Annotated in this window: 19 protein-coding genes; 10 read left to right on the top strand and 9 right to left on the bottom strand. The window is 45.4% G+C overall.

Annotated features, from left to right (window positions below; all coding sequences use genetic code 11):
- Positions 1 to 26 precede the first annotated feature (26 nt).
- Positions 27 to 2,213 carry a glutamine synthetase III family protein gene (locus NFI80_RS05315; RefSeq protein WP_026632931.1) on the bottom strand — a complete coding sequence of 729 codons (2,187 nt, stop codon included), beginning with the start codon at positions 2,211 to 2,213 and terminating at the stop codon, positions 27 to 29.
- Between the two features lie 146 nt (positions 2,214 to 2,359).
- Between NFI80_RS05315 and NFI80_RS05310 the strand changes: the two genes are divergently transcribed.
- Positions 2,360 to 4,192, top strand: coding sequence for an LTA synthase family protein (locus NFI80_RS05310; RefSeq protein WP_235164638.1), 1,833 nt, complete (start codon positions 2,360 to 2,362; stop codon positions 4,190 to 4,192).
- A gap of 37 nt (positions 4,193 to 4,229) precedes the next feature.
- Positions 4,230 to 5,561 carry a tRNA (N(6)-L-threonylcarbamoyladenosine(37)-C(2))-methylthiotransferase MtaB gene (gene mtaB, locus NFI80_RS05305; RefSeq protein ID WP_235164639.1) on the top strand — a complete coding sequence of 444 codons (1,332 nt, stop codon included), beginning with the start codon at positions 4,230 to 4,232 and terminating at the stop codon, positions 5,559 to 5,561.
- 83 nt (positions 5,562 to 5,644) lie between these two features.
- Here mtaB and NFI80_RS05300 read toward each other — a convergent pair whose 3' ends face one another.
- The 3 genes from NFI80_RS05300 to NFI80_RS05290 all read right to left on the bottom strand — a co-directional run bounded on the left by NFI80_RS05300 (position 5,645) and on the right by NFI80_RS05290 (position 8,908).
- Positions 5,645 to 6,964 carry an ammonium transporter gene (locus NFI80_RS05300; RefSeq protein WP_233798111.1) on the bottom strand — a complete coding sequence of 440 codons (1,320 nt, stop codon included), beginning with the start codon at positions 6,962 to 6,964 and terminating at the stop codon, positions 5,645 to 5,647.
- Between the two features lie 47 nt (positions 6,965 to 7,011).
- Positions 7,012 to 8,214, bottom strand: a complete 1,203-nt coding sequence (locus NFI80_RS05295; protein WP_233798110.1) for a porin — start codon at positions 8,212 to 8,214, stop codon at positions 7,012 to 7,014.
- 346 nt (positions 8,215 to 8,560) lie between these two features.
- Positions 8,561 to 8,908, bottom strand: a complete 348-nt coding sequence (locus NFI80_RS05290) for a 4Fe-4S binding protein (protein WP_082216484.1) — start codon at positions 8,906 to 8,908, stop codon at positions 8,561 to 8,563.
- A gap of 128 nt (positions 8,909 to 9,036) precedes the next feature.
- Here NFI80_RS05290 and NFI80_RS05285 point away from each other — a divergent pair, with 128 nt between their 5' ends.
- Entirely contained in the window at positions 9,037 to 10,059 is a 1,023-nt protein-coding gene (locus tag NFI80_RS05285; protein ID WP_235164640.1) for an acyl-CoA reductase, read from the top strand.
- A gap of 15 nt (positions 10,060 to 10,074) precedes the next feature.
- Here the strand turns inward: NFI80_RS05285 and NFI80_RS05280 are convergent, their stop codons facing one another.
- Entirely contained in the window at positions 10,075 to 10,887 is an 813-nt protein-coding gene (locus NFI80_RS05280; protein ID WP_235164641.1) for an alpha/beta hydrolase, read from the bottom strand.
- Between the two features lie 119 nt (positions 10,888 to 11,006).
- Here NFI80_RS05280 and NFI80_RS05275 point away from each other — a divergent pair, with 119 nt between their 5' ends.
- The 7 genes from NFI80_RS05275 (at position 11,007) to NFI80_RS05245 (ending at position 18,385) form a co-directional block, all read left to right on the top strand.
- Complete coding sequence (locus NFI80_RS05275; protein WP_233798107.1) at positions 11,007 to 11,714, top strand: esterase family protein; 708 nt, start codon at positions 11,007 to 11,009, stop codon at positions 11,712 to 11,714.
- Positions 11,715 to 11,734: 20 nt separating this feature from the next.
- On the top strand, positions 11,735 to 12,967 hold the full coding sequence (locus NFI80_RS05270) for an ATP-grasp domain-containing protein (RefSeq protein WP_235164642.1): 1,233 nt from the start codon (positions 11,735 to 11,737) through the stop codon (positions 12,965 to 12,967).
- A 22-nt stretch (positions 12,968 to 12,989) separates the two neighbouring features.
- Entirely contained in the window at positions 12,990 to 14,090 is a 1,101-nt protein-coding gene (locus tag NFI80_RS05265; RefSeq protein ID WP_235164643.1) for a carboxylate-amine ligase, read from the top strand.
- A gap of 114 nt (positions 14,091 to 14,204) precedes the next feature.
- Positions 14,205 to 15,047, top strand: coding sequence for a type 1 glutamine amidotransferase (locus NFI80_RS05260; protein WP_235164644.1), 843 nt, complete (start codon positions 14,205 to 14,207; stop codon positions 15,045 to 15,047).
- Positions 15,040 to 16,233 carry a hypothetical protein gene (locus tag NFI80_RS05255; protein WP_235164645.1) on the top strand — a complete coding sequence of 398 codons (1,194 nt, stop codon included), beginning with the start codon at positions 15,040 to 15,042 and terminating at the stop codon, positions 16,231 to 16,233. The genes NFI80_RS05260 and NFI80_RS05255 overlap by 8 nt, the downstream gene beginning before the upstream one ends.
- A gap of 56 nt (positions 16,234 to 16,289) precedes the next feature.
- Complete coding sequence (locus NFI80_RS05250; protein WP_235164646.1) at positions 16,290 to 17,510, top strand: aspartate aminotransferase family protein; 1,221 nt, start codon at positions 16,290 to 16,292, stop codon at positions 17,508 to 17,510.
- On the top strand, positions 17,507 to 18,385 hold the full coding sequence (locus NFI80_RS05245) for an aldose 1-epimerase family protein (protein WP_235164647.1): 879 nt from the start codon (positions 17,507 to 17,509) through the stop codon (positions 18,383 to 18,385). Before NFI80_RS05250 ends, NFI80_RS05245 begins: the two co-directional genes overlap by 4 nt.
- A gap of 8 nt (positions 18,386 to 18,393) precedes the next feature.
- Here NFI80_RS05245 and NFI80_RS05240 read toward each other — a convergent pair whose 3' ends face one another.
- The 4 genes from NFI80_RS05240 to dnaE all read right to left on the bottom strand — a co-directional run bounded on the left by NFI80_RS05240 (position 18,394) and on the right by dnaE (position 23,168).
- Complete coding sequence (locus tag NFI80_RS05240; RefSeq protein ID WP_235164648.1) at positions 18,394 to 18,789, bottom strand: type II toxin-antitoxin system HicB family antitoxin; 396 nt, start codon at positions 18,787 to 18,789, stop codon at positions 18,394 to 18,396.
- Entirely contained in the window at positions 18,786 to 18,977 is a 192-nt protein-coding gene (locus NFI80_RS25675; RefSeq protein ID WP_235164649.1) for a type II toxin-antitoxin system HicA family toxin, read from the bottom strand. The genes NFI80_RS05240 and NFI80_RS25675 overlap by 4 nt, the downstream gene beginning before the upstream one ends.
- A gap of 117 nt (positions 18,978 to 19,094) precedes the next feature.
- Positions 19,095 to 19,430 carry a thioredoxin gene (gene trxA, locus NFI80_RS05235; RefSeq protein ID WP_235164650.1) on the bottom strand — a complete coding sequence of 112 codons (336 nt, stop codon included), beginning with the start codon at positions 19,428 to 19,430 and terminating at the stop codon, positions 19,095 to 19,097.
- Positions 19,431 to 19,517: 87 nt separating this feature from the next.
- The gene (gene dnaE, locus NFI80_RS05230) at positions 19,518 to 23,168 is read right to left on the bottom strand and encodes a DNA polymerase III subunit alpha (RefSeq protein WP_235164651.1); all 3,651 of its coding nucleotides are present in this window, start codon (positions 23,166 to 23,168) and stop codon (positions 19,518 to 19,520) included.
- Positions 23,169 to 23,178 lie beyond the last annotated feature (10 nt).

Genomic DNA, 23,178 nt, shown 5'->3' with positions numbered 1-23,178 from the left:
TATTGAATAAAGCGTTTGCTTTAAAATTATTCCAAAAATAACATTTCACGGTATTTTGCCAAAGGCCAGTCTTCATCGTCGATTAATAATTCCAGTTTATCCACGTGATATCTGATCTCTTCAAAGAAACCTTTTACTTCCGAGCCATACATTTTAGCCCTTTCAAAAAGGTCGTCAATGTTGTTGGCTGTCTTGCGCTGATCCGTCATTTCCTGCACCAGCTTTTTGATAACGACAATGTGCGTTGAAATGTCCTTGATGATCTCCTTGATAGGCGCAGCCTCTTCCAGCATTTCCAGATCCGTCAGCGACCGTGCCGTTTGCGCAAGTTTGAATTGATATTTTACAACCGTGGAAACAATGTGATTCAATGCAAGGTCGCCGATCACACGCGATTCGATCTGCAATTTTTTGACATAATTTTCCAATTCGATTTCATAGCGTGCATGCAATTCACGCGAGGTCAGCACGCCCATTCTTTCAAATGCGGCTATAGTGCGTTCGGTTTTATACGCATGCAATGCCTCGTAAGTCTCACGGATATTGGTAAGCCCTCTGTTTTTGGCCTCTTCCACCCATTCCTCAGAATAACCGTTTCCTTCGAAAAGAATGTTCTTGGATTCTGTAAAATAGCGTTTCAGGATCTCTACCGTTGCTACTTTCTTTTCCTCTCCTGCCGCAAGGCGTTCATCCATTTCTTTTTTGAATTCCAGCAACTGGTTTGCTACGATGGTGTTCAAAACGATCATTGGCGACGCGCTGTTTTGCGAGCTTCCTACTGCCCGGTATTCAAATTTATTTCCTGTAAAACAGAATGGCGAAGTGCGGTTACGGTCCGTGTTATCGCGCTGCAAATTTGGAATGCGGGTGATTCCCAGTTTGTAATAAAAATTTTCCCCTTTTTCCAGCGTAATCTCGCCTTTATTCACCAGTTCTTCAAGCATATTCGTCAGCTCGTTTCCTAAGAAAACAGACACAATCGATGGCGGCGCTTCGTTGGCACCCAGCCTGTGTTCATTACCGGCAGAAGAAATAGAAGCACGGAGCAAATCGGCGTGATCGTGAACAGCTTTAACCACATTCATCAGGAATGTCAGGAAGCGCAGGTTTTCCTTTGGCTTGGAAGTCGGTGCGAGCAAATTAATGCCTGTGTCCGTAGACAGCGACCAGTTGTTATGCTTCCCGCTTCCGTTGATACCGGCAAAAGGTTTTTCATGAAAAAGAACCTGGAAATTATGCTTGTCGCCAACTTTCTGCATTAAATCCATCAATAATGCATTGTGGTCGATGGCAAGGTTTACTTCTTCAAATGTTGGGGCACATTCAAACTGGCCGGGTGCGACCTCATTGTGACGCGTCCGAACGGGAATGCCCAGTTTCAATGCTTCAAATTCGAAATCCACCATAAATGCATTTACCCGAGGCGATATGGAACCAAAATAATGGTCGTCCAGCTGCTGGCCACGTGCGGGGCTGTGTCCAAAAACGGTCCTGCCGGCCATTAACAGGTCGGGACGGGCATAGTATAGTGCTTTATCAACCAAAAAATATTCCTGCTCGATGCCCAAAGTTGGCGTTACCTTATCCACGTCGCGGTTGAAAAACTGGCAAACCGAAGTGGCAGCTTTGTCCAACATTACGAGCGATTTCAGCAATGGCGCCTTGTAATCCAGCGCTTCCCCCGTGTATGAGATAAAAACTGACGGGATACATAACGTCTTCCCTCCCGCCCCATTATCCATCAAAAACGCTGGCGAGCTTGGGTCCCAGCCTGTGTAACCGCGTGCTTCGAATGTTGCACGTAAGCCGCCGCTCGGGAAAGACGATGCGTCCGGTTCCTGCTGCACCAATGCGCTGCCTTTGAACTTTTCGACGGCTTTTCCGTCTATCGTCAGGTCAAAAAATGAATCGTGCTTTTCTGCCGTCGTTCCGGTAAGTGGCTGGAACCAGTGCGTATAGTGCGTTGCTCCTTTGGAAACTGCCCATGATTTCATTGCCGCCGAAACCTCATCTGCAACCTCCCGGTCAATCGTCGAGCCGGAGCGTATTGCATTGGAAATCTTGGTGTAAGCCTCAGCGGAGAGCAGTGTTTTCATTACATCATCGCTGAATGTGTTACTACCATACAAGTCGGTAATTTTTTCTGATGGAGGGGAAAGTGAGGGGGCAACCCGGCCTTGAGCAATTTCAAACGCTTTGGAACGAAAAGTCATTTTATTTCTTGATTTATATTAATTCTGCCCAAAATTATTTATTTAAAAGTACGAACAACAATTCCGGGCGACATTTTCACATTTAACCTCATTCCATACGGCAGGTTGGCGCATTTTTCAGAACTTTGCAGATTCTCTCGAACACAATGCGCAAAAGATTAGAATTTATTGCCCTTTACGGGATCACCTGGATCATACTCTTCCAGTTTTTCCGGATCATATTTCTCGCTTATCATTTTAAGAAAACCCTTGAACTGCCTCCTTCTCTTTGGGTCAGCAGTGCCGCGCACGGTCTACAAATGGACATTTCCTTTGCCGGCTATATATTGCTTATTCCCACATTACTGGTCATGTTTACGGCCAGGAAATGGCGCTGGTTTGCCAAAACCCTCTCTATATACAGCTTCATTGTCTCATTTGCAATCGTTTTGCTCGTTGTTACCGATCTGGAATTGTTCAGGGCATGGGGATTCCGCATTGACGGCACATCCTTACATTACCTGAAAACGCCTACGGAAGCCATGGCATCCATGGGTGCCGCGCCGGTTGTACCGCTGCTGATGCTGTTTGTATTACTCTTGATATTGGTCTGGAAGCTGTTGCAAACAATCGTTAAGCGAAGCACTTCGGCCTTTCAGCAAACTGGTTTCGTTTATACCATTCCGGTTTTTCTGGTTTTAACTGCCAGCCTGATCATTCCTATTCGCGGCGGTCTTCAGCTGGCGCCTATGAACGAAAGCGCTGTATTTTTCAGTGATAAAAGTTTTGCAAATTATGCCGCCGTGAATGTTCCCTGGAACTACATGAGCTCGCTGATCAATGCGACTTATGAAAAGAAAAACCCTTTCAAATACTACGAAGAAAAGCAAGCCGACGACATGGTGAAAACGCTGTATCACACCGACAGCACTTCGGAAAAGGTTGTTAAGGAGGGAAAAATCAATGTCGTGGTGATCATTTGGGAAAGTCAGACAGCCAAGATCGTTGGCAGCTTGAATGGTATTAAAAATGTGACGCCGCAGTTTGATCAGCTTGCGAAGGAAGGACTGCTCTTTACAAAAATGTACGCAAGCGGAAACCGCAGCGACAAAGGAATGGTCGCGATTTTGAGCGGCTATCCGGCCCAGCCAACCACGTCCATCATTAAGATTCCGAAAAAAACGGCAACACTGCCGTCATTGCCTAAAATGTTTCATAAAAACGGCTGGTCCACTTCCTTTTATTATGGAGGAGAAACCGAATTTGCCAATATGAAATCCTATTTTCTGCAACAGGAATTCGACCGGATCATTGATAAAAATGATTTTGACAAAAAGGACATGAATTCCAAATGGGGCGCACACGACCACATTGTTTTGAACCGCTTACTGGACGACCTGGACAAGCAGAAAGAGCCTTTTTTCTCCACGCTTTTCACATTAAGCAGCCACGAGCCGTTTGAAGTTCCGGTCAAAACCGCCATCCCTGGCAATGATCCCGAGCATTTGTTTTTAAATGCGCATCATTATACGGATGCCTCCATCGGGGATTTTATAAAAAAAGCAAAAACGAAATCCTGGTGGGATCACACGCTGGTGATCATTATCGCCGACCATGGTCACCCGCTTCCGGAATCAGACAAATCAAAACCCGCCGAATTTCACATTCCCATGCTCTGGCTGGGCGGGGCGCTGGAAAAACAAAGTGCAAAAGTGGATTCGCTCTGCTCGCAAACGGACCTCGCCGCGACGTTATTGAACCAGTTGCATATGCCTTCGGGTTCTTTCAACTGGAGCAACGATATTTTTGCTAAAAACCGCACGCCTTTTGCCTACTTCGCATTTAATAATGGTTTAGGGTGGATGAAACCGGGCGGGTTTTTGGTGCGGGACAATATTGGTGGCAACATTACCGAGAAGTCAGGCGCGCTGACGCCGGAAGAAGAAAAATTTGGAAAAGCATATTTACAGTCTTCTTTCAACGATTATTTAAAGCGTTGAAACTAAAAGGTGTAATTTTGCAGAATATTTGAAAACAATGAAAAAAGTCGCTTTCTATACATTAGGCTGTAAACTGAATTATTCCGAAACGTCGTCCATAGGAAGGATGTTCGAGCAAAAGGGATATCAAAAGGTTGAGTTTAATGAAACACCTGATATTTTCATCATCAACACATGCTCCGTTACAGAGAACGCGGATAAAAAATGCCGCAAGATTGTCAGGGAAGCCCAGAAGATCAATGCGGATGGTTATGTGGCTATCATCGGTTGCTATGCGCAATTGAAACCAAGGGAAATATCTGAAATTCCGGGTGTAGACGCTGTCTTGGGTGCAGCAGAAAAATTTCGCCTGGTCGAACTTATTGACACATTTGAAAAGACGCCATTAGGCCAGCCTGCTCAGGTGATTGCGTCTACCATCGACCATGCCATTGAATATCACACGTCCTATTCCCTGAATGACAGAACGCGGACATTCCTCAAAGTGCAGGATGGCTGCGATTACCCTTGCTCCTACTGCACCATTCCATTGGCCAGAGGCAAAAGCCGTTCCGACGGTATAGCGAACATTGTGAATGCTGCGCGGGAGATTGCTGCCAGGGACGTGAAGGAAATTGTTTTGACGGGGGTCAATATTGGTGATTTTGGTATACAAAATGGCGAACGGAAAGAGACATTTCTGGATCTGGTGAAAGCATTGGACGAAGTGGAAGGCATTTTGCGTTTCCGCATTTCCTCTATCGAACCAAACCTGCTTACGGATGAGGTCATTGAATTTGTGGCTCGCTCTAAGCGTTTTGCGCATCACTTTCATATTCCGTTGCAATCGGGTTCCAACACCATTTTGGGGTTAATGAAGCGTCGCTACAAACGCGAGCTTTATGCAGAGCGCGTTGCGAAAATCAAATCGCTTATGCCTGAATGCTGCATTGGCGTGGACGTTATAGTAGGCCATCCTGGCGAAACGCAACAGCTATTTGAAGAAAGTTATCAGTTTTTGAATGAGCTGGATGTTTCCTATTTACATGTATTCACCTATTCGGAAAGAGAAAATACGGCGGCTTTAAGCATCAGGCCGGTTGTTGCCAAGAATGTAAGAGCGGATCGCTCGAAAATGCTGCATATCCTGTCAGAAAAGAAAAAGCGCTTCTTTTACGAGCAGCAAGTCGATAAACAGGGATTGGTTTTATTTGAAGACGAGATTCAGAACGGTCAGATGCTTGGTTTTACAGACAACTATGTGCGGGTCGCAGTGAAATATGATCCGTTACTCATTAATGAAACAAAAGCCGTGCGATACGACCACATTAATGATGCAGGCTTAATGGAAGTGACGGAATCGGAAGAAGAAGTTTTGATCCATTCCTGAATATTAGGTCATAACAAAATCATATATAACAACAAAAGCCCGGAACATTCCGGGCTTTTGTTGTTATATAACGTTGAGAAAAATTATGCTTCTACAAGAAACTCGTCATGCTGACTTACATCCAATCCAGCTTTTTCGTCTGATTCAGATACACGTAGCGGCAAGATAAGGTCTGTGATTTTAAGCAACAGCAGGGAACCTCCGAATGCGAATACAGATACACCTACCAAAGCAATCACGTGGTTGATGAACAATGTTGTTTCACCGAAAGCAAGACCCTGATCCGTAACCAGTGAGTTAACACCGCTTGTTGCGAACACGCCTGTCATCAGCATACCAACCATACCGCCTACACCGTGGCAAGGAAACACGTCCAATGTATCATCCAAAGTAGAACGGGTGCGCAGGTGAGCAACGTAGTTACTGATTACCGCAGCAATTGTTCCGATGAAAAGAGAAGCAGGAACCGTTACGAAACCAGCAGCAGGCGTGATAGCCACAAGACCTACAACCGCACCGATACAGAAACCAAGCGCTGACACTTTTTTACCTCTTGCAACATCAAACAAAACCCATGAAAGACCAGCGGCACCAGCAGCAGTGTTAGTAGTAGCGAAAGCAGAAACGGCCAATGGAGAAGCTGAAAGCGCAGAACCTGCATTGAAACCGAACCAGCCGAACCAAAGCAAACCTGTTCCCAAAAGAACGAAAGGAATGTTAGCAGGAGGCAAAACATGATCTTCCAATAATGACTTACGTCTTTTCAGATAAAGTGCGCCAGCCAAAGCAGCCCAGCCAGCAGACATGTGAACAACAGTTCCACCCGCGAAGTCAAGCACGCCCATTTTGAAAAGGATGCCATCTGCATGCCAGGTCATGTGTGCCAATGGAGAATAAATAAAGATGCAGAACAAGATGATAAACAACACATAAGAACGGAAGTTTACGCGCTCAGCCATAGAACCAGTTACCAGTGCAGGCGTGATAACCGCGAACTTCATCTGGAACATTGCGAACAAAGCGAAAGGAATTGTGCCCCAAACCGGACCATCCAATACGCCTTTGAACATGAAGTGCGTCATTGGGTTACCAATAAACCCGCCGATGTCGTCACCGAATGCAAGACTGAAACCAATAACAACCCAAAGGACACTGATAACGCCCATTGCGATGAAGCTTTGAAGCATTGTCGAGATAACGTTCTTGTTATTCACCATTCCGCCGTAGAAGTAAGCCAGACCAGGGGTCATGAGCAATACAAGCGCAGCAGACACAAGTAACCAGGCGGTGTCACCGGAGTTGATCCCCTCAGTAACGATCTGAGTCGGAACGTTGGGAATGAAGGCACCGAGAATGCTGATGGCCAGCAGGATAATCAGCGGAATGAAATTACGTTTTTCCATTTTAGTAAATTGTTATTATGGGTAGATTAAGAAGGTATGTGATTGAATTAGAATTTGTAAATGAATGCTAGCCCGAAGGTAGTCTGACTGTTTTTTGTAAATGAGCCGTTTTCGTCTTCAAACTGCTGTAATTCGTTTGCACCGCTAACTTTTGGATAAGCATCCAGACGGAACTCAGGTTTTACAAGGATATGTCCGTCAGCCAGGCTGATGTTTCCTGTTAAAGTAATGGAGTTGACACTTGTTCCCATGCCGGCAGGTGTAAGCAAGCCGCGCACGCCGCTGTCATTGTTGAAGTATTCGTAACGCGCACCGATTCCGAAGTTGTCAGTTAATGCAGTGTTGGCATAAACAGCTACACCACCCCAGGTTTCTGTGTCGGCAGGTCCGCCTGCACCCTGGTAATCTCCTTTTTGGCTTCCGTATGCAGCATTTAGTCCAAGCAAGAATTTCTCAGTGATCTGGAAACTTGTAGTAAGGTCAAAAACCTGGTAGAAAGCAGATGGCTCTTTGAATGTAACCGAATCAGGATTAGCCTCGTTGCTTCCGATGTAGTTCACATATACGTTCCAGTTTGCGACAGGCTGGAAGTAAAACTGACTGATGATCCCTTTTTTACGGTTGTTATCTCCTAGTCCGTCCACATTGTTCACAACCCCTACCATTAAAGATGCCTTGTCTGAAAAAGCATAAGTTGCTTTCAAACCGGCGTGGTAGAATGGTCCGTTGTTGAAAAGGTTAGACAGTGAGTAGTTGAAGTTGGCCGGTGCGTCGATCACTTCATATCCGATGTTGGTCCCGAATTGTCCGGCCGTCATCGAAAATTTGTCTGTGAATTTGTAAGTAAAATAAGCCTGCTTGATAGCTAGTGCGGTGCTGAACAAAGCATTTCCATAATTACCCATGTTTGCATTAGGGCCGAATGTCAGGTCAACAACGGCTTCTGATTTTGCATTGGTGTAAGCAACTCTTGTTTGTACAAGTCCCAAAGAAAACTGACCTGAACGCTGATCAAAAACCCGTGCATTGCTTCCTCCCATGTTAGAACGTGAAGCGGGTTTATTGAAATTGGCCATGTAATAGGAATCAAGATATCCCGAAAACGCAAACGCGCCCTTCGCATCCTCCTCATCCTTCGCCTCTGTAACCATTAATGTATCAGCCTTGGCAGCTTTCTTGTCTTCATTTGACTTTGCAAAACCCAAAAATGATACCATCAAAGATAATACTGTACAATAGACTTTTCTCATAATTATATTCTGTTTAAGTTAATATTACTATCCGGCTCGATTGATGAATCAAATATTATATATAAATTGTATTAATCAAATAACAGAACTAAAATTTATCTAAAAAAACACAATTATCACATTTTTCTACCCAAAATTCTTGTTTTATGAACATAAAACAGGGCGTTTCACAAAATTTGTTTAAATATTTTAATTCTGTAAAAATATAGATATACAGAATTTTATAAATTACACTACACCGGATGAACATTGATTTTTTATGATAAAAGTGCCATTTTCATTTGGTCAGGGCACAAAAAAGCCCCGCTGTGGGCGGGGCTTCAAAATCTTATTTGGTTAGCAGTTGCTACTCACCATGCATCCATGCCTTTTTGGCAAGTAATGTGTCTTCTTCCTCTTCGTTGTCAGGATCCGGAACGCAGCAATCGACAGGGCAAACCGCTGCACATTGTGGCTCTTCATGGAAACCTACGCATTCCGTACATTTATCTGAAACTATATAATAGAATTCGTCAGAAACCGGCGACTGCTTTTCCTTACCGCTTACAATGGTTCCATCGCCGAAATCCACCTCGTCCAGACTTGTCCCATCACCCCAGGTCCACTCCACACCTCCTTCATAAATTGCTGTGTTAGGGCACTCTGGCTCGCACGCCCCACAATTTATGCATTCATCGGTTATCATTATAGCCATATCGCCGGATTGTTTATATTTGTTGCTATTTCTTCTGTTTAGAGTAACAAATATAACTATTTATAGTTTCCCAACAATCAGAAAAATAAAAACGAATACCTAATTTAACTTTTCAGCGTTCAGTCAGAATGATATCGAGAGCCCAGCGGATCAATGCATTTATAAATCTTGGAAAATTCATCACAAACCCTCAAAACGAATCGGTAATTGAAGAGTGGATCGCCCGCGCCAACAGCAGGAACAACTGGTTCACCCCCGAAAACGTAGCACGCTCCCTTAATGCGATCGCCCACCAATTTCTGAATCCGGATAAGCTGAATGTCTGGACCGCACAATATCCGGAGCCCGTATCTTTTCAAAAAATAGGCGTTGTAATGGCCGGTAACATTCCGGCAGTAGGATTTCATGACGCATTATCCGTCATCATCAGCGGACATATATTAATGGCGAAACCGAGCTCAGACGATCAGATGCTTATTCATGCCCTGCTGGATAAGCTTATGGAGATTGAACCGGGACTTAAAGAGCACATTCAATTTGTAGAGCGGCTCAATGATGCAGATGCTTACATTGCCACCGGAAGCGACAACACAGCGCGTTATTTCCATTATTATTTTGCCAAAAAACCCAACATTATCCGCCGAAACCGGACATCCGTAGCCATCCTGACCGGTAAGGAAAGTACAGAGGAACTGGCGGCGCTCGGCCGTGATGTGCTGCAATATTTTGGCCTGGGATGCCGCAATGTTTCCAAGCTTTTTGTTCCCGTCGGATATGATTTTACCAAGTTTTACGAATCCATTCAAGACCTGGATAAAACCTATTTGCATCACCACAAATACTTCAACAACTACGAGTACAACAAGTCGATCTTCCTGGTGAACCGGGTGCCGCATTACGATAACGGTTTCCTGCTGCTGACGGAAAGCAAAGCGCTCGTTTCCGCTATCAGCGTGTTGCATTACGAAACATATGAATCAGTTACGGATATTGAGGCGCCATTGAATGACCAGGCGGAAAAGATCCAGTGCGTGGTGACCAATGCCGATATCGCACTGCCAGGACTGATCCCATTTGGCAAAACGCAGGAGCCGGGTTTGTACGATTATGCGGATGCCGTCGACACCATGGCGTTTTTAGCAGAATTCTAATTTTCTGTTTTCTTATTAAAGCAAGCGATTCTTCTCCGAAGCCCACCTCAGAAAACCGGGGAGCGCTTCGGACCAGGTTTTGAGGTTATGCTCGCCAAAAGCGATCTCCGTGTAAAATACATCGCGGTTCCAGGCGTAACCTTTCTTTTCCAGCTCGGCAATACATTCCAGCGTATCCTGAATCGAATCAATGACGCCGTCACCATCCCGATCGTCGTATTCATCCAGCGAACCACATTGAAACCAGAATTTCAGATCCGGTTTAACGCTGGCATTACGAAGCTGCGCGTGCATGATGCGGTCGGAATCGCTGTAATCGTCATTCAACGCTCTTCTTCGCCACCACAATGCACCTGAAAATATGCCCGCTTTGGCAAAAATCTGCGGACTGTTCCAGACAATGTCCAAAGCCATCAACCCGCCCAGCGAAAACCCGCCATAAACAATGCGTTCTTGCGAAATGTTGTACTCCGCATGTAAATGCGGGATTAATTCTCTGACTACAAAGTCCGAAGTCGCATTTGCCCTGCCTCCCCGCCCTGCATAGTCCGCCTCAGCTGCAACACCATATTCAAAAATGCGATTTTCATTGACATGGACACCCACAACCAGAACTGGATTGAATTCCCCGCTCGACTGCAAATCTGTCAGGATCGATGCCATCCCAAGTCCTTCAAAATCCTGGCCATCATTGAATAAGACCAGCGGATAATGCTTCGAGCGATCATAATCTGCGGGCAGAATGATAGTAATCACCACCTCTCTTTCCAGAAAGACAGAAAATACATTTTTGACAATGGTATGAACAGGATTGGTGTCGAAACTCAAATCAGCGCGATTAAAATAGTTGTAATAAGAGCGCGCAAGTTAATAAATGCCCATAATTTGCTTCCGTTAATTTGTTTTGTATATTTCAATATCAATGGTTTTACCTAAATAACCTCCTTTTGGAAGAGAAGCATATCACCTATTATTCGCATCATCTGGACAGGAATGTGGACATGCTCGTCTATGGTAACTGGGGCTATCCGCTGCTGCTCTTCCCTACTACGCTCGGGCGCTATTACCAGGCCAAAGACATGGGCCTGATCGAAGCTGTAAGCGGATTGGTGGAATCTGGAAAGTACAAAATCTACTGTGTGGACTCCATTGATGCAGATTCCTGGTATGCCAAACATTTAAATCCGCAATACCGGGTGCTGAACCACATTCAGTATGACAAATTCCTGCATAACGAACTAGTTCCCTATATAATGAGTGAGTGCCATGTCGGCAAAATCGGTGTGGCCGGATGCAGCTTTGGCGGGTTTCATGCTGCAAATTTTGCATTCAAACATCCCGACCAGGTTGCCTATATGATCAGCATGAGCGGCGCATTCGACATCCGAAGCTTTACCGATGGCTTTTACGACGACACGGTTTACTTCAACAACCCCGTTGATTTCATGCCTAACGAACAGGGATGGCGTTACGGCCATATGAAAATCGTTTTGGGGACTTCGGACTGGGATATTTGTCTGGATAGTAATTTAAAGATGTCCAAAATCCTCAATGACCAGGGCATTGAACATTGGCTCGATATTAGAGGGTGGGAAAAACACGATTGGCCACTGTGGAACAAAATGTTCCCTGACTACCTTTCGCGGATTATGTAAATACAAAACAAAAACCGGATATGAAAAAAATTGGCATTTTGTTTGGAATGGAAAACACTTTCCCGAACGCATTTATTGAAAGAGTGAATAGCAAAGACAGCGGCTTCATCGCAGAAGCCGTGACGATTGATAAAGTGGTACAAGCCGATCCGACCGAGTACGCGGTGATCATTGACCGGATCTCACAGGATGTGCCTTTTTATCGTGCATATCTGAAAAATGCCGCGTTATCCGGCACGGCAGTCATTAATAACCCTTTTTGGTGGAGCGCCGACGAGAAATTCTTCAATAACGCACTGGCCGAGAAGATCGGAGTTCCCGTGCCGAAGACGGTGCTGATCCCTTCCAAACAGCGCCCTGAGAACACAACCGAAACATCCTTCCGCAACCTGGCTTTTCCGATGGCTTGGGAAGAAATATTTGAATATATCGGGTTTCCAGCCTATATGAAACCGCACGACGGTGGAGGATGGAAGAGTGTTTATAAAGTGGTTAATCCGCATGATATGTGGCATAAGCACGAGGAAACCGGCCAGTTGGTGATGATGTTGCAGGAAGAAATCGAGTTTACCGACTATTTCCGTTGCTACTGCATTGGCCAGAAAGACGTGCTGATCATGCCTTACGAACCGAGAAACCCACATCATTTGCGCTACGCAGCCGAAATGAAGGCATCCGGGGAAGAAGGGGAAAAATTATTGGAAACAATTAAAGACTATACATTAAGATTAAACATTGCGCTGGGCTACGATTTCAACACCGTAGAATTTGCCGTGCGGGATGGCATCCCCATCGCCATCGACTTCTGCAACCCGGCCCCGGATGCCGACATTTATTCCGTAGGCCGCGATAATTTTGAATGGGTGGTAGAAGCTGCTGCCAACCTGGCCATTGAAAAGGCCAAAGCGCATGTGCCCGGCCAAACCAACCTGACCTGGGGAACATTTATTAAGGATGCAATAGGTGCTCCCGCAAGCACAGGTGCTGCTGAGAACAGAGGCGCTTCTGCAATCAATGACGCTCCTGCGGACAGCATTCCGGTAAGAGATACTGCATCCGCAGAGACTCCGCTGGCAGCCCCGGCTTCTGCCAAAGAAGTGAAGGTGAAAGCCATTACGCCGAAGAAATCACCAAAGCTTGTGGAGGACAAAGGCAACCAGCCCGTTCCGAGCGAGCCGACCCCGAAAATCCCAACCAAAAAAGCGGCTGCTACCAAAGCACCCGCCGCCAATTCTAAATTGAAAAAACCTTAAACTAACCGCATACGCACGCTTTATGGCCACTTTCACGCTGGGAATTGAAGAAGAATTTCAGACCATAGATCCTGTCACGAGGAATCTCAGGTCACATATGTCAAAGCTTGTTGAGGACGGAAAAATTACGCTGAAAGAGCGTGTGAAAGCCGAAATGCACCAGGCTGTTGTGGAAGTAGGCACCAACATTTGTCATAACATTCAGGAGGCGCGTGAGGAAGTTACCTATCTGAGGAAGATGATCCTGGACCTGGCCGACAAGCAGAATCTGCAGGTGGCCGCCGCCGGAACACATCCGTTTGCAGACTGGGTTGAACAGCTCATCACGCCCGACCCCCGTTATGACGAAATCATCGATGAAATGCGCGACGTAGCACGCGGCAACCTGATTTTCGGGTTGCACGTGCACGTTGGGATTGAAAATCGGGACGAAGCCATTCAGATTATGAATGCGGTGCGATATTTCTTGCCGCATATTTATGCATTGTCAACCAACTCGCCGTTCTGGTGCGGTCGTAATACAGGTTTCAAGTCTTACCGGTCCAAGGTTTTTGATAAATTCCCCCGAACCGGCATTCCGGATTCGTTTTCAAGCGCTGCCGAATACGATGAATATGTCAATCTGCTGATCAAGACCAAATGCATTGATAATGGTAAAAAGATCTGGTGGGATATTCGCGTCCATCCGTTTTTCGACACCATTGAATTCCGCATGTGCGATGTGCCTATGCGTACGGATGAGACCATTTGCCTGGCTGCCATTATGCAGGCTCTCGTTGCTAAAATTCATAAATTGCATCGAATGAACCTGACATTCAGACCCTATCACCGCATGTTGATCAATGAAAACAAGTGGCGGGCCGCCCGCTACGGCATCCACGGCAAGCTCATCGACTTTGGTAAGCAAGAGGAGGTGGAATACAAGATGCTGGTCGTTGAGCTGCTGGAATTTATAGACGATGTTGTGGATGAGCTGGGAAGCCGGAAAGAGATCAACTATATCCATCAAATAATGGCCATGGGAACGGGTGCTGACCGCCAATTGGCTGTGTTCGAGCAAACTGGAAGCATGAATGCCGTGGTGGATTACATCGTTTCTGAAACCAGAATCGGGTTAGATTGACGTATCTTTTTTCTGCTCGCGGCGAACTATTAGCGGGTCAGGTTGTTTACCATATTTACCCTATTTATCAAAAATAATGCTAACGGCTGACGTTAAATAAGCAGCTTTTGTAAGATGAACGATAACAAAAAACATTTCCGGATTGCCATTCTGGATATGTACGATGGCTTCGAAAATGAAGGAATGCGTTGTATTAAAAAAATTATAACTGCATTCGGTGAGCAGGAATCTTTGGACGTTGCCTACACTGTTTTCGACGTCCGACAAAGATTGGAGATTCCCGGAATGGATTTCGACGCATACATTTCAACTGGCGGCCCCGGTAACCCTTCGCCGGTCGGCGCGGCTTGGGAGAAGAAATTTTTTGGATTTTTGGATCAAATGCTGCGGTTCAATGCCAGCCGGCATAACAAGGTCAAAAAACACCTCTTCCTGATTTGTCACTCATTCCAGATGGCCTGCATTCACTGGCAATTGGCGAGCGTGAGCAAGAGACGGAAAACTTCCTTCGGCACATTTCCTGTATACAAATCTGCTGCTGGGCGCAAGGATCCTCTTTTATCAGCGTTGGCAGATCCGTTCTGGATCGTTGATTCACGCGATTATCAGGTTACACAACCTAACCAATTCGCTTTTGATGATGTGGGCGCTAAGCTGCTTTGTTTAGAAAAAATCAGGCCGCATGTGCCGCTGGAACGTGCTATAATGGCCATCCGTTTCTCGAAAGAGATCGTAGGAACACAGTTTCATCCGGAGGCCGACGCCGAAGGCATGCTCCGATACTTTTTACGTGAAGACAAAAAAGCCGCCATCATTGCTAATCATGGTGAAGCTAAATACAATGATATGATCATGCACTTGAATGATCCCGATAAGATTATGATGACTGAATCTGTGATCATACCCGCGTTTCTTAAGAATGCTTTGAACAAAACTTTTCAGCCTGCCTATGCATAAGCAAGCGCGCAAAGCATTCAATGACTCTTTCACGGAGGATAAATATGAAAAATTCGTAAAGTCGTTCGAGCTCGATTTTCCCGGCCAACTTGATTTTCGCGTTGCCGAAACCCCGATTTTTGTTCCGAAAGATTTGCTCGAAAAGATCAACATTGCTTCGGAGCAAATTATCAAAACTTTGCGTTCGCCCGAATTTATAAGTCAAACAGAAAGGGCCGTTCCGGCCGATCAAGCCGTGCCTAATGAGAATGAGCACACATCTTTTCTGGCGATCGACTTTGCGATTTGTAAAGATGAGAAAGGAAACCTCGTTCCGCAATTAATTGAATTACAAGGCTTTCCTTCCCTATTCGGCTATCAGGCTTACTTGTCCGAGAACTTCAAAAAGCATTTTGACATTCCTGAAAATTTCGGCTACTGCTTCGGCGCCGATTCGTATGCAGCTTATGTGGAGAAATTGAAAGAGCTGATCCTGGCTGGTGAAAAACCTGAAAATGTCATTCTCTTAGAGATCTTTCCGGAAAAGCAAAAGACGCGCGTCGATTTTGCGGTAACAGAAGCAATGCTGGGCATCAAGGCTGTTTGTTATACCAAATTGGTTAAAGAAGGAAAAGATCTATTTTACGAAGACAATGGCAGAAAAATCCAGGCCAAAAGGATCTATAACCGCCTCATATTCGATGATTTGCTCAACTATCCCGACCTGCAAACGAGTTACCGTCTTTCGGACGATGTAAATGTAAGCTGGGTGGGTCATCCCAACTGGTTTTTCAGGATCAGCAAATTTTCAATTCCCTTTCTCCAAAGTCCATACATTCCCGAAACACGTTTTGTAAGTGATTATAACGGTAATTTTCCTGCTGATCTGGAAAATTACGTTTTAAAGCCGCTTTTTTCATTTGCTGGATCAGGCGTACAATTGCACATTACAGAAGCAGACTTAGCATCATTGCCAGATCCGGAAAACTATATCTTGCAAAGAAAAGTGACCTACGAACCAGTCATTCAAGCGCCGGATGGATTGGTGAAATGTGAAGTCCGCATGATGTACGGCTGGAATGACAGTGCGGAAAAACCGGAATTGTTCATCGCGTTAAGCCGGCTGAGCCGGGGCGAAATGATCGGGGTCCGCTATAATAAGGATTTTACGTGGGTTGGCGGAAGCGCAGCCTTTTTCGAAAAGTAAATTAAGTTTTATAAAATAATTAATAAAATACTTTTCAAAAGTATTGAACATTTAGAATGCATATATCCCACCGTCAACACTTCTTCGATCATCTCGCCCAGACGTCCGATTACCCGCTTGCCCTGGAAATTGTGAAAGCCGAGGGCGTCTATATGTACGGCCCGGACGGCAGGAAATACATGGACCTGATTTCCGGAATCGCGGTCAGCAATGTTGGCCACAGGCATCCGAAGGTGTTAGCAGCTGTCCATGAGCAACTTGAAAAGCATATGCACTTGCTTGTGTACGGAGAATATGTACAAAGCACGCAAGTGCAGCTCGCAAAGGCACTCACTGAAACATTACAGTTATCGAGCGCAAATCCTTCGCCATATGGCATGATGGATAATGTATACTTTACAAATTCCGGGACGGAAGCAGTCGAAGGCGCGATGAAACTGGCCAAACGATTTACCGGTCGTGATGAATTTGTTTCTTGCTTTAATGCTTATCACGGGGCTACGCAAGGTGCATTAAGTCTGGCCGGAGCGGAGTTTTTCAAGAGAAATTTCCGCCCGCTGCTTCCCGGCGTCACGCACATTCAGCACGGTTTCTTGCCGGATATTGAAAAAATAACAAATAAAACGGCCGCAGTTATCATTGAAGTCATTGGAGGAGAATCCGGGGTGCGTGTACCGGGTGATGACTATTTTCCTGCACTTCGAAAAAAATGCACTGAGACAGGCGCGCTTTTAATTTTTGATGAAATTCAGTCAGGATATGGCCGTACGGGATCGTTCTGGGCCTTTAAGCAGTTTAATGTTTACCCCGACATATTGCTCAGTGCCAAAGGAATGGGCGGCGGAATGCCGATTGGTGCCTTTATGGCTTCGCAGGAAATCATGCGTGTTTTCAAAAACAATCCAATACTTGGCCACATTACCACATTTGGCGGGCATCCGGTAAGCTGCGCGTCTTCGCTGGCGGCACTGCAAGTAACATTAGAGGAAGGCCTGGCGGCGTCTGCCATCGAAAAAGGAGCACTTTTCAAAGCATTGCTGGTCCATCCGGCCATTAAGGAAGTAAGAGGAAGAGGCTTGATGCTCGCGGCGGAAATGGAATCATTCGCAAAGTTGAAGGACACCATTGATCGCTGCATTGAACGCGGCGTAGTTACCGACTGGTTTTTGTTTTGCGACAACTCCATGCGCATTGCCCCGCCGCTTACCATTACCGAAGACCAGATCCGCGAAGCTTGCGACGTAATATTATCCGTTTTGAACGATAGCAACATATGAACTACTCAATCGAAAACCATTTTCTAAAAATTTCCGTGCAGGAAAAAGGCGCGGAACTTTGCCAGATCCAGTCAGCCATTACAGGGAAAGGCTTTTTGTGGGACGCCGATCCGGAGGTTTGGGCGAGTTATGCACCGGTACTTTTCCCCGTGATTGGAGCGATTAAGGATGGTTTTGTAAACTACAAAGGCAAGCAATATGCAGTCCCGCGACACGGTTTTATCCGAAATAATGCGGACGTAAAACTTGTCGACCAAACGAACGACAGCCTCACATTCGGACTTAAATTCAGTGAAAAAACATTAGAAATTTACCCATTCGAATTTGAATTCCGCATTACTTACGGCCTGCAAGAAAAGCGGATCATTGTCAATCATGAAGTGATCAATCACGGAAATGACGAAATGTTATTCTCGCTGGGTGGACATCCCGCATTTAAATGTCCTATGCATGACAATGAGGTTTACGAGGATTACTATCTTGAATTCTACGCTGTTGAAAATGACGCAACCTGGCTGTTAGAGAAAGACGGCCTGGTAGGGAATACCACAAAGCCTGTTTTCGAAAACACCAATATCCTTCACTTAAACAGACATTTGTTTGACAACGATGCGCTGATTTTCAAACATTTGGTTTCAAAACAAGTAAGTCTCCGAAGCACAAAATCTCCACAAGTTATCACCCTGCATTACGACGACTTCAAATATCTTGGCATCTGGGCAAAACCCGGCGGCAACTTTGTTTGCATCGAACCCTGGCTAGGGATAGCCGACAGCGCCGACTCGGACCAGAACTTTGAAACCAAAGAGGGCATTTTGAAGCTGGCTGCCGGCAACAAGTTCGAAGCGAAGTTCGAGATCGAAATTAGCGAATAGACTGATCGCTACAATTTCAACGCCAGAAGCTCACTGCCCAGTTGGTGCAGTGCAGCTTCAATCTTTTTCGCTTGCGCGGGACGGGGCTTTTTCAAACCGGAAGCATAGTGGTTTAAGAGCTTTTCATTGATTCCAGTCAAGCGCGCAATGCCCGTTTGGCTAAAAATACCTTTGTAATATTGCAAAAAGCTGCCTACATCCAGCCGCCACTCAATTTCATACTCGCCTTTTAAGGCAGCTGGGATATTTTTGTCATCAAAAGTCTTGATGATCTCAATGCATTCCATCACTGACTTTTTAACTTCTTCGATAGTCTCCCCGCCACCATTGATGCCTTTTACATTCATAGAATGCGCACCGTAAAAATCTTTACTTCGCCCTATGAGCACCTTAATGATTTTCATCTTTTTTGTATGTCTAAGCCCATAATTTTGATCGCCGCCAAACGCGTAGGCTCCGCCATCTCTTTGGAACCGTGATTGGCCACAGCATAAGTAACGCCGTCTTTCTTATAAAGACAATGACTGCCTCGCGTCCTGACAAGCAACCAGCCATTACGCCGTATGATACGGTGAAACTCTGAATATTTCATTGATAGTGTGAGCAAAGTGTTGAATTCAAAGGTATATAATTATATACCATTTCCAAACTAGTGCTCACAAAAAAAAGCTTCCGGATGGAAGCTTTTAGTCTTTCTACAAAACGCTTACTACAAAACAGTAGCCTCGATTTGTGCGTTTAATTTATCTTCCAAAGTTGTTTTTGGCACAACACCTACAACTTTATCTACTAATTGTCCGCCTTTAAAAATCATCAATGTTGGGATACTGCGAATACCGAATTTAGCTGGTATCGAAGAGTTCATATCCACATCCATTTTACCAATAACTGCCTTGCCCTCATATTCACCGGCCAATTGTTCTACAACCGGTCCGATCATTTTACAAGGACCGCACCATTCAGCCCAAAAGTCAACAAGTACTGGTTTATCTCCCTGGATGAGATCTTCAAAGGTGCTATCGGTAATTTCAAGTGCTTTTCCCATGTCGAAAAAATGTCTAATGTTTTTTTATAAATCTGATATAATAAGGATTATAAGTCACTAAAAGTTCCTGATTCTCCCTGCATCAGGTTAGTTTAAAAAGAATTTTACCCCATGAAATCCATTGAGCACTTTGAACAGTTCATTCGTAGGCGCAACCCGGTAACCGCGCGACACCATTTCCACTTCCAAATGCGTTTCAGGATCTACAACGGTCATATTTACCGCGCACGCACCGGGGTGATTACCAAAGGTTTCGTTAAGCAAATGAATAAACTGCGCGTCAATCTGATCCAAAGTCAGGTTTATACGGATCTTGCGGCACATCTTCTCACGGATTTCGGTCAGCAGCTGGATCTGAGAAATTTTAAACTCAAACTGATCTTCCTGTTTCCAGCGGTTCTGCACCTTGCCTTTAATGTACAGGAACTGACCAACCTGTAAGTAATTTTTGAAACGAATGTAATCCTCACCACCCAAAAGCATTTCCATCGAGCCGCGGTAATCCTCGATTTTGAAGATCATAAACAAGCTGCCATTCCGCGACATGCGTTCCTGCGCACTCGTTACGATTCCGCCCACATTGATTTCCTTGCCAAAATATTTGGGTGCCCGTTCGTTTTCACCGATCTCCATCACCTTGTCTACCGTGCAGTTACAGAAGTTGTCAAGCTCTACCCTGAATGTATCCAGTGGATGCCCGGAAATATAAAAACCAACCACATCCTGCTCATAACGCAGCTTCGCCAGATCATCCCAAGGCATAACCTCGGCTGCCTTCGGCTTAGACATCAATATTTCATTTCCACCAAATGCACCAAAAAGCGACGACTGTGCCGAGGCCTTTTCTGCATGATAATTATTGGCGTAACGGATCAATTTTTCAATAAATGTTCCTGACTCTCCCGGCTCGGTTGCAAAATACTGCGCACGGTGATATTCCGGAAAACAGTCGAATCCACCTGCATAAGCCAGACTTTCTATCGTCTTCTTATTAACGGTTCGCAGGTTGACGCGAATGATAAAATCAAATATATCTTTAAACGGCCCGTTCTGATTCCTCTCCTCGATGATGGATTCCACGGCCGCGTCGCCGCTTCCCTTCACACCTGCCAGTCCAAAACGGATCTCACTTTTCTTATTTGCATTGAACTGCCTGTCAGACTCATTAATATCCGGCCCTAAAACCTTCAATCCCTGCGCTTTACATTCCTCCATGAAGAATGTGATCTTTTCAATGTTGCCCAGCGAGCTCGTCAATACAGCAGACATGTATTCTGCGGTATAATGCGCTTTCAGATAGGCTGTCTGGTAAGCAACGAAGGCGTAGCATGTCGAGTGGGATTTGTTAAATGCATAAGATGCAAAAGCCTCCCAGTCCGTCCAGATCTTTTCGAGCTTTTTGGTATCCAGGCCTTTCTCCGCGCCGCCTTTCATGAAGTCGCCCTTCATTTTGTTCAGCGTTTCTATCTGCTTCTTACCCATTGCTTTACGCAATGTATCAGCTTGTCCTTTGGTGAATCCGCCCAGCTTTTGGGACAGAAGCATTACTTGCTCCTGGTAAACCGTAATCCCGTATGTATCCGCCAGATACTCTTCCAGTTCCGGTAAATCATATGTTACTTCCTCTAATCCATTTTTACGGCGGATGAAGTTCGGAATGTAGGCGATCGGACCCGGGCGGTATAATGCGTTCATGGCGATCAAGTGCTCGAAACGATCGGGGATCAGGTCGCGCATATATTTTTTCATCCCATCGGATTCAAACTGGAAAATCGCGTTGGTTTCACCTCTCTGGAACAATTCAAACACTTTGGGATCGTCCAGCGGAATGTCGTCGATCACTATATCGACATTATGGTTCTGCTTGATCAGCCGCAATGCTTCCTTAATGATCGTCAGGTTTCGCAGACCCAAAAAGTCCATCTTAATAACCCCCGCATCTTCAATAATCTTCCCCTGATATTGCGTAATCAGGAAGTCGGAATCTTTGGATGTGCTTACGGGAATGATTTCAGTTAAATCACTTGGAGCGATAATGATCCCTGCTGCGTGAATTCCCGTGTTTCGCACAGTTCCTTCCAGCCTTCTTGCTTCTTGTAAAACGCTTGCCTGCAAGTCGTTGCCTAGTGCAATAGCGCGCATTTTCTTCACATTATCCAACTCCTCAGGCGCAATTCCTTCTTTCTTCGTCAAACTCCCCTCTCCTTCCAGCGGCGCTGTAAAGATCCGGTTAAGCGTCATATTATAGGTGGGCTTGTCCGGAACAAGTTTCGCGAGCATATTAGCATCTGCAAGCGGCAGGTCCATCACGCGCGCTACGTCCTTGATCGCCGATTTGGCGGCCATCGTGCCGTATGTTACAATTTGCGCAACCTGGTTATAGCCATATTTTTTAACAACATAATCGATCACTTTCTGACGGCCTTCATCATCGAAATCCGTATCAATATCAGGAAGTGAAATACGGTCAGGATTCAGGAAACGCTCGAAAAGCAGGTCGTACTTGATCGGGTCAATGTTGGTGATCCCGGTGCAATAGGCCACCACGGAGCCGGCTGCCGAACCACGTCCTGGACCAATGAAAACGCCCATTTTGCGGCCTGCGTCAATAAAATCGGCCACGATCAGGAAGTAACCCGGAAAACCCATGTTCCGGATCGTTTGCAGCTCAAAGTTCAGACGGTCCTCTATCTCAGGCGTTATCGTTCCATATTTGAACTTCGCCCCTTCGAATGTAAGGTGTTTGAGATATTCCCACTGGTTTAACACATCGGCCGTAAGCTCCTTTTTACCAAACATTTCCGACAAAGTATGCGTCTTAAATTCTTCGGGAATCGGGAAATTAGGCAGCAGAATATCTTTCCGCAGATCCAGGGCTTTTATTTTATCTACAATTTCATTCGTATTGTCCAGCGACTCGGGCAAGTCGTTGAACAGCTTCATCATTTCGCTGGTGTTTTTGAAATAAAACTGATCATTGAAAAACGCGAAACGCGAGCCTTTCGGAATGCCTTTATCATCGTCAAAATCCTTTGCCGAAGGCGTGCTTTGCTTATCGCCCGTATTGATACACAGCAAGATATCATGCGCATTCCAGTCTTCCTGATCCACATAATGCGAGTCATTGGAGGCGATAATCTTAACATTGTATTTCCTGGCAAATTTGACAAGAACCTGGTTCACAATTAATTGATCGCGGATCTCATGGCGTTGCAATTCCACATAGAAATCTTCTCCGAACAGATCCAGCCACCATTTAAATTCCCTCTCCGCTTCCTCTTCACTCTTTCTTAAAATGGTCTTCGGAATAATAGCTCCAATGCAGCAAGTCGTGGCAATTAATCCCTTATGATACTTGACAATCAGCTCTTTATCAATCCGGGGATACTTGCCATACATTCCCTCTATAAAGCCGAGCGAACACATTTTAACCAGGTTTTTGTATCCCTGTTCGTCTTTTGCCAGCAGCAACTGGTGATGCCGGACGTCCTTTTTATCTTTTGTAAACTGTCGGATATGCCGGTCTTCCACCACATAAAATTCGCATCCTACAATCGGCTTAATTCCCTGCTTATTGCCTTCCGCTACAAATTCGAACACGCCAAACATGTTTCCATGATCCGTGATGGCAACGGCAGGCATATTGTCTTCCTTGGCCTTTTTGAAAAGCTTTTTTATATCCGCCGCACCGTCGAGAAGTGAAAATTGGGTGTGGCAGTGCAAGTGTGAAAATTGCATACGCTAAAAT

This window comes from Dyadobacter chenhuakuii, assembly GCF_023821985.2.
GTDB lineage: Bacteria > Bacteroidota > Bacteroidia > Cytophagales > Spirosomataceae > Dyadobacter > Dyadobacter chenhuakuii.
Note: the sequence above shows the minus strand (reverse complement) of the source record. Positions and strands in the feature narration are given on the sequence as shown.

Coding starts and splice junctions, on each gene's coding strand:
- NFI80_RS05310 (WP_235164638.1), top strand. CDS start 2,360: ATGCGCAAAAGATTAGAATTTATTGCCCTTTACGGGATCACCTGGATC.
- NFI80_RS05245 (WP_235164647.1), top strand. CDS start 17,507: ATGAACTACTCAATCGAAAACCATTTTCTAAAAATTTCCGTGCAGGAA.
- NFI80_RS05255 (WP_235164645.1), top strand. CDS start 15,040: ATGCATAAGCAAGCGCGCAAAGCATTCAATGACTCTTTCACGGAGGAT.
- NFI80_RS05285 (WP_235164640.1), top strand. CDS start 9,037: ATGATATCGAGAGCCCAGCGGATCAATGCATTTATAAATCTTGGAAAA.
- NFI80_RS05250 (WP_235164646.1), top strand. CDS start 16,290: ATGCATATATCCCACCGTCAACACTTCTTCGATCATCTCGCCCAGACG.
- NFI80_RS05295 (WP_233798110.1), bottom strand. CDS start 8,214: ATGAGAAAAGTCTATTGTACAGTATTATCTTTGATGGTATCATTTTTG.
- NFI80_RS05265 (WP_235164643.1), top strand. CDS start 12,990: ATGGCCACTTTCACGCTGGGAATTGAAGAAGAATTTCAGACCATAGAT.
- dnaE (WP_235164651.1), bottom strand. CDS start 23,168: ATGCAATTTTCACACTTGCACTGCCACACCCAATTTTCACTTCTCGAC.
- trxA (WP_235164650.1), bottom strand. CDS start 19,430: ATGGGAAAAGCACTTGAAATTACCGATAGCACCTTTGAAGATCTCATC.
- NFI80_RS05300 (WP_233798111.1), bottom strand. CDS start 6,964: ATGGAAAAACGTAATTTCATTCCGCTGATTATCCTGCTGGCCATCAGC.
- NFI80_RS25675 (WP_235164649.1), bottom strand. CDS start 18,977: ATGAAATATTCAGAGTTTCACCGTATCATACGGCGTAATGGCTGGTTG.
- mtaB (WP_235164639.1), top strand. CDS start 4,230: ATGAAAAAAGTCGCTTTCTATACATTAGGCTGTAAACTGAATTATTCC.
- NFI80_RS05260 (WP_235164644.1), top strand. CDS start 14,205: ATGAACGATAACAAAAAACATTTCCGGATTGCCATTCTGGATATGTAC.
- NFI80_RS05290 (WP_082216484.1), bottom strand. CDS start 8,908: ATGGCTATAATGATAACCGATGAATGCATAAATTGTGGGGCGTGCGAG.
- NFI80_RS05270 (WP_235164642.1), top strand. CDS start 11,735: ATGAAAAAAATTGGCATTTTGTTTGGAATGGAAAACACTTTCCCGAAC.
- NFI80_RS05315 (WP_026632931.1), bottom strand. CDS start 2,213: ATGACTTTTCGTTCCAAAGCGTTTGAAATTGCTCAAGGCCGGGTTGCC.
- NFI80_RS05240 (WP_235164648.1), bottom strand. CDS start 18,789: ATGAAAATCATTAAGGTGCTCATAGGGCGAAGTAAAGATTTTTACGGT.